General features: G+C 71.5%; 14 protein-coding genes. 6 read left to right on the top strand and 8 right to left on the bottom strand.

Annotated features, from left to right (window positions below; genetic code table 11):
- Nucleotides 1–64: 64 nt before the first annotated feature.
- The 4 genes from CCK91_RS04685 to CCK91_RS04670 are packed head-to-tail and all read left to right on the top strand — an operon-like array spanning nucleotide 65 to nucleotide 3,935.
- A complete protein-coding gene (locus CCK91_RS04685; protein WP_086473057.1) occupies nucleotides 65–1,015 on the top strand; it encodes a siderophore-interacting protein in 951 nt (316 codons plus the stop codon).
- Between the two features lie 4 nt (nucleotides 1,016–1,019).
- Nucleotides 1,020–2,090 carry an iron chelate uptake ABC transporter family permease subunit gene (locus CCK91_RS04680; RefSeq protein WP_079704968.1) on the top strand — a complete coding sequence of 357 codons (1,071 nt, stop codon included), beginning with the start codon at nucleotides 1,020–1,022 and terminating at the stop codon, nucleotides 2,088–2,090.
- Complete coding sequence (locus tag CCK91_RS04675; protein ID WP_086473056.1) at nucleotides 2,087–3,130, top strand: FecCD family ABC transporter permease; 1,044 nt, start codon at nucleotides 2,087–2,089, stop codon at nucleotides 3,128–3,130. Before CCK91_RS04680 ends, CCK91_RS04675 begins: the two co-directional genes overlap by 4 nt.
- A gap of 1 nt (nucleotide 3,131) precedes the next feature.
- A complete protein-coding gene (locus CCK91_RS04670; RefSeq protein ID WP_086473055.1) occupies nucleotides 3,132–3,935 on the top strand; it encodes an ABC transporter ATP-binding protein in 804 nt (267 codons plus the stop codon).
- 147 nt (nucleotides 3,936–4,082) lie between these two features.
- Here the strand turns inward: CCK91_RS04670 and CCK91_RS04665 are convergent, their stop codons facing one another.
- Nucleotides 4,083–4,943 (bottom strand): hypothetical protein, encoded by an 861-nt coding sequence (locus CCK91_RS04665; RefSeq protein ID WP_086473054.1) that lies wholly within the window; start codon nucleotides 4,941–4,943, stop codon nucleotides 4,083–4,085.
- On the bottom strand, nucleotides 4,934–5,491 hold the full coding sequence (locus tag CCK91_RS04660; RefSeq protein ID WP_133059935.1) for a hypothetical protein: 558 nt from the start codon (nucleotides 5,489–5,491) through the stop codon (nucleotides 4,934–4,936). Before CCK91_RS04660 ends, CCK91_RS04665 begins: the two co-directional genes overlap by 10 nt.
- Before the next feature lie 290 nt (nucleotides 5,492–5,781).
- Between CCK91_RS04660 and CCK91_RS04655 the strand changes: the two genes are divergently transcribed.
- The gene (locus CCK91_RS04655) at nucleotides 5,782–6,783 is read left to right on the top strand and encodes an ABC transporter substrate-binding protein (RefSeq protein WP_207568181.1); all 1,002 of its coding nucleotides are present in this window, start codon (nucleotides 5,782–5,784) and stop codon (nucleotides 6,781–6,783) included.
- Between the two features lie 118 nt (nucleotides 6,784–6,901).
- On the opposite strand, the gene CCK91_RS19610 is transcribed toward CCK91_RS04655, so the two are convergent.
- Both CCK91_RS19610 and CCK91_RS04645 read right to left on the bottom strand, forming a co-directional pair.
- A complete protein-coding gene (locus CCK91_RS19610) occupies nucleotides 6,902–8,641 on the bottom strand; it encodes a hypothetical protein (protein ID WP_086473051.1) in 1,740 nt (579 codons plus the stop codon).
- On the bottom strand, nucleotides 8,638–9,306 hold the full coding sequence (locus CCK91_RS04645; protein ID WP_242664321.1) for an ABC transporter ATP-binding protein: 669 nt from the start codon (nucleotides 9,304–9,306) through the stop codon (nucleotides 8,638–8,640). The genes CCK91_RS19610 and CCK91_RS04645 overlap by 4 nt, the downstream gene beginning before the upstream one ends.
- 106 nt (nucleotides 9,307–9,412) lie before the next feature.
- On the opposite strand from CCK91_RS04645, the gene CCK91_RS04640 reads away from it, so the two are divergent.
- Nucleotides 9,413–11,671 (top strand): beta-glucosidase family protein, encoded by a 2,259-nt coding sequence (locus CCK91_RS04640; RefSeq protein WP_086473176.1) that lies wholly within the window; start codon nucleotides 9,413–9,415, stop codon nucleotides 11,669–11,671.
- Nucleotides 11,672–11,681: 10 nt separating this feature from the next.
- Here the strand turns inward: CCK91_RS04640 and CCK91_RS04635 are convergent, their stop codons facing one another.
- The 4 genes from CCK91_RS04635 to clpS are packed head-to-tail and all read right to left on the bottom strand — an operon-like array spanning nucleotide 11,682 to nucleotide 15,263.
- Complete coding sequence (locus tag CCK91_RS04635) at nucleotides 11,682–13,145, bottom strand: MGDG synthase family glycosyltransferase (protein ID WP_086473049.1); 1,464 nt, start codon at nucleotides 13,143–13,145, stop codon at nucleotides 11,682–11,684.
- 9 nt (nucleotides 13,146–13,154) lie between these two features.
- Entirely contained in the window at nucleotides 13,155–14,360 is a 1,206-nt protein-coding gene (locus CCK91_RS04630; RefSeq protein WP_086473175.1) for a glycosyltransferase, read from the bottom strand.
- A gap of 52 nt (nucleotides 14,361–14,412) precedes the next feature.
- Nucleotides 14,413–14,982, bottom strand: coding sequence for a DUF2017 family protein (locus CCK91_RS04625; protein WP_086473048.1), 570 nt, complete (start codon nucleotides 14,980–14,982; stop codon nucleotides 14,413–14,415).
- Nucleotides 14,979–15,263 carry an ATP-dependent Clp protease adapter ClpS gene (clpS, locus tag CCK91_RS04620; RefSeq protein ID WP_056009029.1) on the bottom strand — a complete coding sequence of 95 codons (285 nt, stop codon included), beginning with the start codon at nucleotides 15,261–15,263 and terminating at the stop codon, nucleotides 14,979–14,981. The genes CCK91_RS04625 and clpS overlap by 4 nt, the downstream gene beginning before the upstream one ends.
- Nucleotides 15,264–15,273 lie beyond the last annotated feature (10 nt).

Below are 15,273 nucleotides of genomic sequence, written 5' to 3'. Positions count from 1 at the left end.
CCCTGCCGACAAGGTGCGATCGGCAGGTGACCTCCAGCGCATCGAAGGGTAGGCTTACCTATCGATGCCTCGCCTCAGTGAACAGACCCCCGACTCGATCTTCATCCTTCTCGCAGCCGTCGTCCGGCGCATCGAGCAGGTGAGCCCGAGCTATCGGCGCTTCACGTTCACGGGCCCCGAGGTCCAGCACATCGCGGACAACCGTCACGATCAGCGCATCAAGCTGCTCTTCCCATTGCCCGACACCGGCTTCGACGAGCTGCCGATGCACGACGACTGGTACCAGGCCTGGCGACTGCTGCCGAACGACAAGCGTCACCCGATGCGCACGTACACGATCCGCGAAGTCCGGCCCGAGCTCGCCGAGTTCGACGTCGACATCGCGCTGCACGGCCGCGTCGGCCCTGCGTCCTCCTGGGCGATGGACGCGAAGGTCGGCGACGAGCTCGTCGTCAACGTCCCGAACGCCCGGTCAGCGGTCCCGGCCGGCGGCATCGACTGGCACGCACCGGCCACCGTCGACCAGGTGCTCCTCGCCGGCGACGAGACGGCCCTGCCCGGGATCGCCGGGATCCTCGAGCGCCTGCCGAGCACCGCGCGCGGGATCGCCGTCGTCGAGCTGCCGCACGAGGACGACATCGCCGCCCTGTCCACGAAGCCCGACGGGGTCGAGGTCGTCGTCCTCCCCCGCGGCGACCAGCCCGTGGGCACCCTGCTCATCCCCGAGGTCGAGCGCATCGCGAGCCGCCTCGCGCCGAGCGTCGACACCGCCACGATCGCCACGCAGCCGGCACTCGAGGACGTCGACGTGGACACCGAGCTGCTCTGGGAAGCGCCGGTTAACGCCACCGGAGGCCCCGTCCTCGAGAGCGCACCGCTCTACGCGTGGCTCGCCGGAGAGGCGTCGGCCATCAAGACACTCCGCCGACACCTCGTCTCCGGGTGCGGCGTCGACCGCAAGTCGGTCGCGTTCATGGGCTACTGGCGACACGGCAAGGCCGAAGACAACCGATGAGCCGGTGAGCGCCGACCTCGACAGCCTGCGGCTCCCGACCGCAGCCGCCCGCGCACGAGAGGCGTCGACCGGCATCGCCCGATCGACCGCCTCGCGCTGGCTGCTGCTCGTCGCCGCGCTCGTCGTGCTCGCCGCCATCGCCGCCGGCAGCCTCTTCATCGGCTCGGGGACGATCAGTGCCGCCGAGGTCTGGCGGGCGCTGTCACAGGGCGGCGACGACACCAACGCGATCCTCGTCACCGGGTTCCGAGTGCCGCGCATGCTCCTGGCCATCGGCGTCGGCGCGGCGCTCGGCCTCGCCGGAGCGATGATGCAGGCCGTCACGCGGAACCCGCTCGCCGACCCCGGCATCCTCGGCGTCAACGCCGGGGCGTACATCGCGGTCGTGCTCGCCGTCGCCATCGCCGGCACCGCCGACCTGAGCTCCTACGTGTGGTGGTCCTTCGCCGGCGCCGGTCTCGCCTCCGTCATCGTGTACGTGATCGGCTCCCGGGGCCGTGCCGGGGCGACCCCGGTCCGCCTCGTGCTCGCCGGCGTCGCGCTCTCCGCCGCGCTCCAGGGGGTGACCTTCGCCATCACGATCCGCAACCCCGACATCTTCGACAAGATCCGCTTCTGGCAGGCCGGCTCGCTGCAGAACCGCCAGATGGACGTGTTCCTCGGGGTGCTGCCGTTCCTCATCGTCGGGGTCGTCCTCGCCCTCGTCGTCTCCCGGTCGCTCAACGCCGTCGCCCTCGGAGACGACCTCGCGACCTCACTCGGCACGAAGGTGCTCCGGACGCGGGTGCTCTCGGTCGTCGCGATCACCCTGTTGTGCGGTTCTGCCACCGCGGCGGCCGGACCGATCGCCTTCCTCGGACTCATGTCGCCCTACCTCGCCCGGGCCATCGTCGGACCGGACCAGCGCTGGGTACTGCCGTTCACGATGGTGTTCGCGCCGATCATCTTCCTGCTGTCCGACCTCGTCGGGCGGGTGGCCGTCCCCGGCGAGATGCCGGTCGGGATCGTCACGGCGTTCGTGGGTGCCCCGCTCCTCATCGTGCTCATCCGCCGTTCGAAGGCGCAGGGGCTGTGACCGCGGTCGCCGAACCGGGCCGGCGCACCGTGCGGGTCGGTCGGGTCAGCTGGGTGGTCCACCGGCGTGAGCTGATCGTCGTCGGCGCCCTGGTCGCCGTCGTCGTGGGGGTCGGCGCCTTCGCGCTCACCCAGGGCGAGTACCGCATCCCGCTCGACAAACTGCTCGCCGCATTCACCGGCACGGGCTCGGAGAGCGTCCTCCGCATCGTGTTGGAGTGGCGTCTGCCGCGGGTCGTGATCGCCGTCGTGGGCGGGGTCGCGCTCGGGCTCTCCGGCGCGATCTTCCAGTCGATCACCCGGAACCCGCTGGGCAGTCCCGACATCATCGGCTTCAACTCCGGTGCGTTCACCGGCGCGCTCATCGTCACCCTCGTCGTCGGCGGAAACTACGTGGCGATGGTGTCCGGTGCGTTGATCGGCGGGCTCGCGACGGCCCTCGTCGTCTACCTCCTCGCGTGGTCTCGGGGCGTCCAGGGCTTCCGGCTCATCGTGATCGGCATCGCGATCAGCGCCGTCCTCAACGCATTCAACGACTACCTGCAGCTGCGGGCGGACCTCAACGCCGCCATCGCGGCCGCCAGCTGGGGCATGGGTTCGCTCGCCGACCTCGGATGGCAGGACGTCGTGCCCGTGACGATCGCGGTCGCGGTCCTCGTCCCCCTCCTCGCGCTCATGTCCCGCCGACTCGGCATGCTGGAGTTCGGCGACGACATCGCGAGCGCCCTCGGCATCCCGGTCGAACGCACGCGGCTGCTGCTGCTCGTGATCGGCGTCGCCCTCACCGCGACCGTCACCGCGGTCGCCGGCCCCATCATCTTCGTCGCCCTCGCCGCACCCCAACTCGCCCGGCGGCTGACCAGGTCCGCCGGCATCACCCTCGTCCCCTCGGCCGCCATGGGCGCGGCGTTACTCCTCGTGAGCGACGTCGTGGCCCAGCGGATCATCGCCCCGGCCGCCCTGCCGGTCGGTGCGGTGACCGTGACCCTCGGTGGCATCTACCTCATCGCCCTGCTCATCACGCAGGCGGGAAAGCGCTGACATGAAGACCGATACCCCCACCACGAGACTCGCCGGAACCGGCCTCCGCGTCGGCTACGACCAGCGGACCATCATCCACGAGCTGGACATCGCGATCCCCGACGACTCGTTCACGGTCATCGTCGGGCCGAACGCCTGCGGCAAGTCGACGCTCCTGCGCGCCCTCGCGCGACTGCTGAAGCCGACCCAGGGACACGTCGTGCTCGACGGCCAGGAGATCACGCGCTACCCGTCGAAGGAGGTCGCGAAGCGCATCGGGCTGCTGCCGCAGACGTCCATCGCGCCCGACGGCATCTCGGTGATCGACCTCGTGTCGCGTGGCCGATACCCGCACCAGTCGATCCTCCGACGCTGGTCGGCGGCCGATGAGGCGGCGGTGCTCGCGGCGATGGAGGCGACGAACGTCACCGAGCTGTCCGGTCGCCTCGTCGACGAACTGTCCGGCGGCCAGCGCCAACGGGTGTGGGTGGCGATGGCCCTCGCCCAGGAGACGCCGTTGCTGCTGCTCGACGAGCCGACGACCTTCCTCGACATCACGCATCAGGTGGAGCTGCTCGACCTCTTCACCCGGCTCAACCAGGAGAGTGGCCGCACCCTCGTCGCGGTCCTCCACGACCTCAACCAGGCGGCGCGGTACGCGACGCACCTGATCGCGATGCGGGACGGACACGTGGTCGCGCAGGGTGCGCCGGCGGACATCGTGACGGCCGAGCTCGTCGAAGAGGTCTTCGGGCTCCGCTGCCGGATCATCGATGACCCCGAGTCGCACACGCCGCTCGTCATCCCGCTGATGGGCGCGCACTGACCCGTGGTTCTGGCCGACGTCAGCGCGGTGCGCTGGCGTGAGCGCGGGTTTGCAGGCGTGGGCGCGCCCCGCTGACGTGAGCGCGGGCCTCCGGATGGGTGCGCTCACGCCGGTGGGGCGCGCTCACGAGGTGGACGCGTGCCGGTGTCAGCAGCCGATGGCGGGTTTGCCGGGGCGGCAGGGTTTGTCGACGCCGACGGTCGAGTTCCGGACGATCTGGACTGTGTGGGGTTCTTCGGTCGGGATCGACAGGGTTCCGACGACGGAAAGCCAGCCGCTGTCGCCGATGCGGTACTCGGCGGCGTACTCGACCTCGACGGTGATGGTCTTCGTGCCGACCGTCGTGTAGCGGTGGCTGGTCGGGGTCTTGGAGAACTCGGCGAGCCCGAGGGAGGCCCACGAGGATCCGCCGGTGCGGGTGGTGGTCGTGTCGCCGTCGCCGTCGCCGTAGTCGAAGGTGAAGGCGACGGGGATGAAGTTCACCTCCGCGACCTGGCCGAGGAGGGTACCGGTGCGGGTGTGGCCTGAAGCACCGGCGATGACGTTCGTGTGGAGCCCGCGGACACCCCAGGCGGCGGGTTCGGTGGTGACGGTGGGTGCGGCGGGGGCGAAGCTGGCGACGTCGCGGATCGTGACCGGGGCGACAGGTGCTGCTCCGAGGTCGGTGCCGAGGTCGCCGGGCGTGAAGGTGTAACACTCGTCCGGCCGCATGAGGCTGCAGACCGTCCGCTCACCGTTGGGCCCGTCGGTCACACCAGGAGGAAGCTCGGCTGAGCCGCCGCCGCTGTCTCCGCCCGTCCCGCCGCCAGAACCACCGCCAGTACCAGGGCGTTCGACGCTTCCACCGATGTCGACCGAACCGTTGCCGATGCAAGCGCCGATGGAGTGGTCCAAGTCCGAGCACTGCGCAGCGACCGCCGCAGTCCCAGGGCCGAGTGCGAGGACCAGGCCGAGGACCAGCGCCCAGGCGGTAAGCACCGTCGGACGGTGAGATTCGTTCAGTCGCATTGGTCCTTCTCCTTCTGCTTGGAACTCACGAAGAGCGATCGATCTGCTTCTCGATACGCGATGTCGACTGACCAGAGTGACCGGGTCGCGCGATCGGCTGGCACGACCGACGCCCCCGCGCTATCGAGTACCTGGACGCTCGAGATATCGACACAGACGTCTGCACGAGCCACGATCTGGAGGGAGTCCGGGTGTGGCAGCCAGAGGTCGAGGTCGACCGATTGGATCGACGGCGTACCGGTGACGGCGTACCCCAGCTCTGCCGATCGGCGGTACCCGTCGATCTCCACCTGAGCGACGTCGTCTGATGCCAGCGTCGAGATCCGTTCCGGATTGGCTCCGCCCTCGGCCAGGATTTGGAACGAGAGCTCCTGGAAACGCTGATACGTCTCGGTCACGGCCGCCAGCGCCTGTTCCTCGTTCTCGAAGACCGGAGGCGTGGTCGTTGGAGGTGGTGCGGGTTCAGGCCCGGTGCACGCGGTGAGGGCGAGTAGCCCCGCCGCGAGAACGATCGTGGAGACAGAGCGAGAGCGCGAGGTCTTTGGCATCCCTCGACGCTAAACGCGCCCAGACTCCCGCCCAGGGTTATCCACAGAGCAGATATGCCTACACGGACATATGTCGCACAACTGGCCCGCGTGCCAGCGCGGTGCGCTGACGCGAGCGCACCCCTGCGGACGTGAGCGCGGGTCTCCGGAGGGCCGCGCTCGCGTCAGTGACCCGCGCTCACGTCAGCGCACCGCGCTGGCCGAAGCACAAGCGTTATCGGGACGTGACTTGGGAAGCTTAGGCTTACCTCATACCCCACGTCTTCAACGGAAAGCAGAACATGCGCCGCATGCCCCGCACCCTCACCGCCGTCGCCGCCCTTGCGGTCGCCGGCCTCGCCCTCGCCGGCTGCACCGCCGGGTCCTCCACCGACGACGCCTCCACCGGCACGCTCGGCACCGTCGACACGATGTTCGGCGAGGTGACCGTCCCGGAGCCCGCCGGCGACCTCACCGTCGTCGCCCTCGGCTGGTCCGACGCGGAGATGGCACTCTCCCTCGGCGTGGTGCCCGTCGGCGTGTACGACTGGCAGTCCTTCGGCGCCGACAACAAGGCCGTCGGCCCATGGGCCACCGACCTCTTCGGCGACGTGACCCCCGAGATCATCGAGGACAGCGGCGACACCGTCAACTACGAGCAGATCCAGGCGCTCGAACCCGACCTCATCCTCAACACCCGATCCGCCGGCGACGAGAAGCAGTACGAGCGGCTCTCGGAGATCGCCCCGACCGTGTTCGCACCGAAGGGGACCGCCGCATTCGCGACCCCGTGGGACGTCCAGCTCGAGCAGGTCGCCGCCGCGCTCGGGAAGACCCAGGAGGGCGACGCGCTCGTCTCCGCCACGAAGCAGTCGATCAACGAGGCCGCCGACGTCCACCAGGAGTTCGCCGGGCTCACCACCGTCGCCGCGACGAAGTTCGGCGACGCCTACGGCGCCTACCTCGAGGGCGACGGTCGCTTCGACATCCTCGCCGACCTCGGCTTCCAGCAGAACCCGGCCGTCCTCGACCTCGAGGCCTCCGGCTTCTACGCGGCGGTCTCCGCCGAGCAGGTGTCCGCGTTCGACGCCGACGTCGCTGTCCTCCTCCCGATCGGGTTCAGCGCAGCGGACACCACCGCCGACCCGCTCCTCGCGAGCCTCCCCGTGGTGCAGGACGGTCGCGCGATCGTCCTCGACCCCGCCGACGAGCTCACGCAGGCCTACAGCGCGGCGTCCGTGCTCAGCATCCCCGTCGTCCTCGAGCAGCTCGTCCCGAAGCTCGCCGAGGCCGCCGCCAAGGTCGCGAAGTAGGGTCCAGCCCACCCGCACCACAGGAGGAGATCCGCGCGAGAGCCGGACGGAATGTGCGATTCCGTCCGGCTCTCGCGCTGTTCTCCTGTTCTCGCGCCCTGCCCGGTCCCGCTCGGGCTCAGGCCGGCCGGGACAGCTTCCGCAACCGCGCGAACCCCAACGCCGCGACGATCACGAGTACCAGGACGAGCAGGACGACCGCCGCACCCGGCGCCACCGGCACCAGCGCGGTCAACCCACCACCGACGAGGAGCGCCAGCAGGATGGCGTCCGACTGCCAGAGCAGGACGTTCAGCGAGGAGGCGTCGCCGAACGGCGTCGCGACGGGCATGAGCAGCAGGATCGGCAGTGGTCCCTTCGCGGCGTCGAACGTCCGGAGCACGACGATCCACACCGCGAGCAGCAGCCACCACCCGAGCGACTCGAGGAGGGTCATCCCACCCGGTGCCGCGGAGGCGAGCGCCCCGAGCAGCGCTCCGATCCCACCGATCACGACCGCGGCCAGCAGCGGGGCAACGGCTCCAGCGAGCACGAGCAGCCGAGGGCTCCGGCCGTAGAGCGTCGGTGTCCCGGCGCTCTCGACGCCGTGTCGCACCGCGTCGCACCAGACACCCACCGCGAGGTAGGCGAGGAACGCCGCGGGGACGGCGAGCATCCACCGCACACCGTCCGGAAGCCCGAACGAGAGACCGACCGCCGCACCGGACGCCGCCAGGACCAGGGAACCGAGGGCGACCCGCCCAGGTGTCCGCCGTGCTCCGACGATCGACCGCCGGAGGACGACGAGCCAGAACGGCCCGATCATCCGCAGCGGAACGCGGCGACCGCTCGTCGGGGAGGCTCGCAGCCCGCCGACGGCACCCGAGGCGTCACCGCTCTGCAGCATCATCCCGACCCGCTGCCAGCGCAGCGCCTGGTCGAGGAGGGGTCCGCTCCGCAGCCCGTCCAGCGCCCTCGGGACCAGCAGGAGGGAGACAGCCCCGAGCACGACGAGCGCGACCGCCGGCCACCACGACACCGGCACCCCCACCGACGCGAACGAGCCGCCGCCACCCCAGGTGAAGAGCGCCGCCCAGTCCCCCGTCGCGAGTGCGCTGCCGAGCACCATGGCCTCGATGCCACCGGCCACCGGCGACCAGAGGAGCCCCAGCCAGCCCCACGGGGAGACGAGCAGCATGCCGGGGACGAGGAGCCCGAACACCCCGCCCACGCCGGCGACGGTGACGACGGCGGCGACCGTCCGACGCGAACCGTGCTGACCGAGCAGCCACGCCACCGCGAGGAGCAGCGAGAAGCCCACGGCGCCGATCACGAACGCCACCACGGCGGCGGGCACGGTCGGTCCGGTCATGCCGATCACCGAGGCCGTGTCGGCTGCCACGCCGATCGAGACGGCGGCTCGCTCCCCCGGCACCAGGAGTCGCGACAAGCCGACCACCCCGGCCACGAGGACCGAGAGCCCCGCGAGTGCGAGCGCGGAGGCGACGAAGGGACGACGCAGCGTGAGTCGACGCGGCTGTGGCGAATCGGCGAGGAACTGCACCGCCGCGGGCCTCGGCACGACCGGTCCCCTCGTCCGACCACCGAGCACGACGACGATCGTCGCGATCGCCGAGATCAGCGCGACCGCCCCGGGCCGGACGGCCGCCACGACGCCCGCGGCATCCGGCTCGATCAGTCCGAGGACAGCGAACCGCACGAGCGGAGCGCCCACGATGAGTGCGACGAGCAGCGCGGCGTAGACGACGAACGCGACGTCGGTGACCCGCGGACGACCGTCGCGCGCGGCGAGCACCGCCCGGCCGGCGCGGAGGACCCGACGGTCGTCGCGCGAGATGCGCCCGGAGCCGGTGCTCACGGGGCTTCGACCGTGATCGCCTCGTCCGCGACCCGTTCGACGAGCCCGGCGTCGTGGCTCGCGAAGACGATCGCCGCACCGCGCTCCTTCGCGAGCAGCATGCGGTCGGCGACGAGGCCACGCCGCTCGGCGTCGAGGCGCTGCTCCGGTTCGTCGAGCACGAGGACGTCGAAGGGCCGGACGAGCGCCGTCGCCAGGGCGAACAGCTGCGACTGACCCGAGGACAGCTCCGTGGCGAAGCGGCGCGCGAGCGTGTCGATGCGCAGGGCCGCGAGCAGCTCCTCGGTGGCGTCGTCCGCCGCCTGCCCGGTCACGCCCCACGTCGTCGAGATGTAGCGCAGGTGTTCGCGCAGCGTCAGGTCCGGCGCGTAGGCCGGGGTGCCGATGAGGGCCGAGACGGAGCGACGCACCGCGCGGTCGCGGTCGTCGATGGTCCGGCCGCCGATCGTCGCCGTCCCGCTCGACGGGCGCAGCCGTCCGCTGAGGATCCGCAGCAGGGTCGTCTTGCCCGACCCGTTCCGGCCCCGGACGGCGAGCGCCATCCCCCGCTCGACCCGGATGTCCGTCGGCGCCAGCAGGGCCTCCCCGTCGATCACCGCTCCGACGCCGTCCGCCTCGATCAGCGGCTGCATCGCGGCAACCGACTCCCCCTCGTGTCCCGACATCGTCCCATCCTCGCAGGCGTCCGCCGAGGTGTCCTCCACCGTGCGGCGGATCGCGCGGTCGGGCGTCGGGGCTCAACACGTCGGTCGAGGGTGCAGAATGCAGAGCATGGGAATCGTCACCGGGCGCCGGCACGCGCGTCCGCCGAAGCAGCGCCGCGCAGGCGGACCACCCGAGGGCGACGCCTACGACGAGGTCGTGCGGGACATCCGCGCCGGACGTCTCGACGCCGACGCAGGCGCGGAACGACTGATCGAGCGGCTGACCGACGCGGAGCTCCTGGGGCTGCTCGACGGCGATTCCCCGCGCCGACTCCTCCCGCTGATCCCCGTGCTGCTCCACCGGCGTCCGTTCGTGGCCGGAGCCGTCCCACGGCTCGGGATCCCGGGGATCCGGTTCAGTGACGGCGCCCGCGGTGTCGTCATCGGCGAGTCCACCGCGTTCCCCGTGACGATGGCGCGGGCGGCCACCTGGGACCCGGTGCTCGAGGAGCAGGTGGGAGAGGCGATCGGGGCGGAGACGCGGATCCGCGGGGCGAACTACTCGGCGTCCGTCTGCGTCAACCTGCTCCGCCATCCCGCGTGGGGCCGCGCACAGGAGTGTTACGGCGAGGATCCGGTGCTGACAGGCCGGATGGGGTCGGCCATGACCCGCGGTGTCCGCGTCCACACGATGGCGTGCGTGAAGCACTTCGCGCTCAACTCCATGGAGGACGAGCGGTTCGAGGTCGACGTCTCGGTGGACGACCACGCACTGCACGAGGTCTACCTGCCGCACTTCAAGGCCGTGATCGACGCGGGCGCGGACTCGGTCATGAGCGCGTACAACCGGGTGCGGGGCGAGTACATGGACGTCAACCGTCCGCTGCTCACCGAGGTGCTGCGGGAGGAGTGGGGCTTCACGGGCTTCGTGACGAGCGACTGGGTCTTCGGGACGCATGACGCGGTCGGCAGCCTGGAGGCCGGCATGGACGTGGAGATGCCGCTCCGCCTGCGACGGGCGCACGAGTTGCCCGCCGCCCTGCGAGCCGGCACCCTCCACCACGCCACCGTCCTGCGCTCGGCACGACGCATCCTGCGGACGACCCTCCTGCACGCCGCGACCCGCACCGAACCGCAACCCTCGGCGGACGTCGTCGCCGGCTCGGCCCATCGCGCGCTCGCGCGGCATGTCGCCGAGGAGTCGATCGTGCTCCTCACCAACCGCCCGGTCGACGACGGCGTACCGCTCCTCCCCCTGTCGGCGACGACCCGTCGGATCGCGGTGGTCGGCCGTCTCGCGGACCGGGCGAACCTCGGCGACCACGGCTCGTCGCGCGTCCGTCCGCCGACCACCGTCTCGCCGCTGCAGGGGCTCCGTGAGGCACTCCCCGACACACAGATCACGAGCACCCCGGCCGGGAACGTGCGGGCCGCGGTCGCTGCGGCGGCCGCCGCCGACACGGCCATCGTCGTCGTCGGCTTCGACCAGCACGACGAGGGCGAGTCGGTCGTCACCGGCGGGGTCGACGTCGGCGTCCTCGGGGCGGCCCTGGACTCGGGTCGACTCCGCAGTGCCATCACGGGCGTGGCGCACCTGGCGTCGCGGTTCGTGCGTGGCGGCGATCGCACCTCGCTCCGCCTCCGGCCGTCGGACGAACGCCTCATCCTGGCCGTCGCGGCAGCCAACCCGCGCACGGTCGTCGTCCTCATCGGCGGGAGCGCGATCCTCACCGAGGCCTGGCGCGACCGCGTCCCGGCGCTCGTCCTCGCCTGGTACGGCGGAATGGAGGGCGGTCGAGCGCTCGCCGACGTCCTGACCGGTGTGGCCGAGCCCGGCGGACGACTGCCCTTCGTGATCCCGACCGATCCCGCACACTTGCCGCCGTTCGACCGCGAGGCGAAGGCCGTCGTGTACGACGACCGCTGGGGTCAGCGTCGGTTGGACGAGGAGGGTCACACGCCGGCCTTCCCGTTCGGCTTCGGCCTCGGGTACACGACGATCGACCACCGCCTGCTCGGGCACCGGTTCGACGACACCGGAGGGACCGCCGAGGTCCTCGTGACGAACACCGGTCACCGCGAGGGGTCGACCGTCGTCCAGCTCTACGCCGCCGACACCGCACACGAGCGACCGGTCGCCCAGCTCCTCGGGTTCCGGAAGGTGACCCTGCAGGCGGGCGAGGAACGCGTCGTCCGGGTCGTCCTCGATCCGACACCGACGCTCGAACGCGACCCGGTCACCCGCCGCTGGTCGGCCCGCGGCGGCGACTGGGCCGTGCAGGCCGCCCAGCACAGCCCGTCGACCTGGGCGACCGCGGTCCCGTTGCGGACCGGCGACAGCGACCTCGACGACGACCCCGCCCGACTGCCGGACACAGCCGGCTGACCCGGCCCGATCAGCTCGGGTCGACCGACTCGAGGTCGGCGAGGCCCTCGACCCGCACGGCGAGCTCCTCGTCCCGTCCGAGGACGGCGCGGAGGAGGCGCTGGGTGTCGCGCCGGACCGAGAGCACCGCGTCGTCGCGTCGCAGCACGAGGGTGCCGTCCGGCCCGGTGTAGCGCTGCTGCAGGTCGTCCAGCTCACCGGCCCGGAGCAGCGCCACGGTGCTGGACGCCGCCGGGTCGACGAGGCGCACGAGGGCCGACTCGCCCTCGAGCTCGCTCGCGACCACCCGTCGGGCGCTCGCGTCGAAGATCGTCTTCTGCGCTGCCCGGGTCACGACGAACGGTCGCGTCGGACCGTCGAGCAGCCGGTCGACGACGTCGCGGGCCGCGTCGGGGCGACCAACCCGTCGGGCTGCGGCCTGCATCCGCGCCAGACGCCCCGGCTCGCCGAGGATCCCGTCGATCTTCCACCCGATCGTCGTCGCGGTGTTGCACCGGACGGCGGCACCCTGCTCCATGAGGTAGTCGCCGTTGCGGACCTCCTGCCCCGGGATGGGGTTCACGAGCACCATCGGCAGACCGGCGGCCATGCACTCCGACGCCGACAGCCCTCCGGGCTTGCCGATGAACAGGTCGGCTCGACGTAGGAGCTGCGGCATCTCGTCGGTGAAGCCGAGCACGGTGTAGCGGTCGTCGCCGGGCGCGATGAGGTCCTCGACGCTCCGCCGCAGGGCCTCGTTCCGTCCGCACACGATCGTCGCGGTGAACGCCGACCGGAGGTGCAGCGTCTGTCGGACGACCGCGAGCGCGTAGTCACCGCCGGACGCACCGGCCGAGATGAGCAACATGGGCGGTGCTGCCTGGTCGCGCTCGGCCGGGGCGCTCGGCTGGGCGGCGATGGGGATTCCCGAAGCCACGACGCGGTCGGGCGGGAGACCGAGGGCCGTCAGCTGGACCCGTCCCTCCTCCCGGGCGAGGAAGAGCGCATGGAAGGCGCTCGTCAACCACAGCCCCTGGAAGTCGTAGTCCGTGGTGACGATCGCGGTCCTGGCGTCGACGGCGCCTCGGAGGATGAGCGAGGCCAGCAACTGGGCCGGGAGGAAGTGGGTGCAGATGATCGCCGTCGGTCGGAACCGCTTGATCGCGCTGACCACCGGCATCGCGTTCGCCCGCGTCCAGGGGTCGAGCGGGCCGCGACGACGGAACGGTGCGTCGCTGAGGTCGTAGCCCCACTCCACGAGCCACGGCGTCTCTTCGACGAGCACGAAGTACCCCTTGCCGAGGACGTCGCGGTACAGGGAGGTGCTCGCCTGGAGGACGTCCAGGACCTCGACCTCGGCGACGTGGGGACGCCCGGCGCACGCCTGTTCCACGGCGGCGGCGGCGCTGTTGTGTCCGGACCCGACCCCGGCCGACAGGATCAGGACGCGCTCGCCGCCGTTCGGCCCGGGCTGCTGCTTCGATGTCCTGCGCATGAGCCGATGCTAGCGCGCGGCCTCCGGCGCCAGGGCAGCCTCGTACAGGGCGATGAGGCGGGTGGTCTGCGTCGACTGGCGCAGGGTGCGGGCGAGGCCCGGTGCGACTACCGGTGCGGTACCCGCCTCGATGTCGGCGGCGGCGCGGCGGATCGCGTCGGCGAGCGCCTCGACCCCACCGTCCGTCGGCTGCCACATCGAGTCGGCCGGGAGCTCCGCCGCGATGTTCGGATCGCTGATGATCGACGGTGTGCCGAGTGCGGCCGCCTCGAACACGGTCATGCCCTGCGTCTCGAACCCGATCGACGTCTGCACGAGGGCGTCGGCGTCGGCGATCGCGCGCAGCGAGTCGGGGTACGAGACACGTCCGGCGAAGACGACGTGGTCGGCGAGGTCGTGTTCGGCGACGAACGCCTGGGCCTTCGCGAGCAGGAGTCCGGCCCCGTACAGGCGGAACACGGCGTCGACGTCCGCGAGCCGCACCGCCTCGAGGAACTCCATGAGCCGCTTCTCCTGGCTGAAGCGCCCGATCCACACGAAGGACGGCAGCCGGTGCGGCACGTGGAGCGTGGTCGCGCGTTCGTCGAGGATCTCGTCGAGCACCGCGTCGTCGACGCCCGTCGACAGGACCTCGGCTTGGGCGGTCACGCCCTGCTCACGGAGGACGCGCGCGAAGTGGTGCGACGGCGCGATGACGACGGCCGCACGCTTGGCGAACTCCTGCAGGTAGGACCAGACGCCCGTCGGCAGGGTCGAGAGCCGCGGCCGGAGCACCCGACGCTGCCACCAGGACAGGGCTCCCACGACGAGGCCCGGCGCCGGCATGGTCTGCTCGATGCCGACGTCCATGCGGTTGTGCATCGTGTGGAGGGCCGGGATCCCGTGCCGTTCGGCGTAGCGGTAGGCCGTGAGCGCCTGCCAGAAGTCGGCCTGCACGTGGACGACGTCGACCGGGGGCAGCTCGGCCAGGCGTGCGTCGAGCCAGCGGTCGGTGAGCCGGCCGGGCACGGTCATCGAGTACTCGCGGTCGAGCGTGATGGGGATCGAGGGGGTGTCGAGGTAGTGCGGGTCGTCGTCGTGCGCCTGGTGCATCCGCGGCGAGCACACGGTGACGGTGTGCCCTGCGGCCTCCAGGAAGCGCCGCTGCAGCCGGATCGAGACCTGGGCCCCGCCGGACGACTCGGGGTGCTGGTCGCTGAAGACGAGGATGTGCATGGTCACCAAGGCTACCCGTGGCACCGGGGTCGCAGGTGTCCGGCGCTGCGGCTCAGGCTTCGTCGAGGACGGCGACGATCGACTCCTGCAGGTACCCGAGCCAGGCGTAGATCGCCATCATGAGCTGCGGATCCTGCTCGTCGTCCGAGGTCGTCGGAGCCGGGTCGAACGGCTCCGCGTCGTCCTCCTCGATGCCGAGTCGAGCCGCGATGGTGAGCCTGGTGTCGTTGAGGAACCGCAGCCAGGTCCAGGCCGTCTCACCCTCGAGGGTCACGGCTGCACCATCCTCGTGCCCGACCGGGACGTCCGTCGGCTGAGTCGCGTCGGACGCGTCGGCGGTGAGCGCCGCCAGGACGGTCCGCGCCGCGGTCACCTTGCCGCCGACGAGGTCGTCGGCGGTGAAGCGTCGGAACTCCGCAGCGGCCTCGGGGTCGTCGCGGTACCCCTCGGGCACCAGCCGCGCCATGGCGGGGTCGAGCTCCACGGCCGTCGCCAGCCCGGCGCGCGTCGCGTCCTCGAGCATGTCGACGAGCTGGCTCGCCAGTTGCTCGAGGATCGAGGTCTCCTGCTCGTCGAGGCGGAGCACGACGGGCCCGACGGGCGGACGCACGAAGGCGCTCATGCGTCGGCCTTCGCGAGCGAGGCCCAGAGCCCGTACCCGTGCATGGCTTCGACGTGGCGCTCCATCTCCTCGCGGTTGCCGGTCGCGACGACCGCGCGGCCCTCGTGGTGCACGGCGAGCATGAGTCGCTCCGCCTCCTCGTGGGTGTAGCCGAAGTAGCTGCGGAACACGAGCGAGACGTAGGACATGAGGTTGACCGGGTCGTTCCACACGATGGTGACCCACGGTTGCATGGTGAGGGTCGCCTCGTCGACGATCGGCTGGTCGAGGATCTGCGCCATCCTCCAAGCC

Source organism: Plantibacter elymi (nom. nud.), from assembly GCF_900177795.1.
GTDB classification, from domain to species: domain Bacteria; phylum Actinomycetota; class Actinomycetes; order Actinomycetales; family Microbacteriaceae; genus Plantibacter; species Plantibacter elymi.
This window is presented reverse-complemented; position numbering and strand designations above follow the sequence as displayed.